The 257-nt window shown below is 33.1% G+C and carries 1 protein-coding gene; it reads right to left on the bottom strand.

The window, feature by feature from the left end; translation table 11 throughout:
- Window positions 1-66: 66 nt before the first annotated feature.
- Window positions 67-257, bottom strand: a 191-nt coding sequence (locus tag V7150_RS15890) for a hypothetical protein (protein WP_335520200.1), incomplete at its 5' end; no start/stop codon positions are given.

The raw sequence follows: 257 nt of genomic DNA, 5'->3' as shown, positions 1-257 counted from the left end.
AAAAACTACCTAAAAGGTTCATATTCCACTTTATTTATTGATGGCACATTAGACCAATACAGTTAATTATTTTAGCACACCTTTTTTTGCCAATGCTCTGCAATAGAAGAATAACCCCCATGTCATTAACAGTAATGTTATGTCAAATAGAGAGACATATGGACCAAGAATATTCCAACGGTTTCTAAACGAAAATGTTAGAACTTCTAAAAATAACATGGAAACAGCAGAAATAAATGCCACCCACATTGCCAATC

The organism is Neobacillus drentensis (assembly GCF_036965245.1).
In the GTDB taxonomy this organism is placed as follows: Bacteria; Bacillota; Bacilli; order Bacillales; family Cytobacillaceae; genus Neobacillus; species Neobacillus drentensis_G.
The sequence above is the reverse complement of the archived record's forward strand: the minus strand, read 5'-3'. Positions and strand labels throughout refer to the sequence as shown.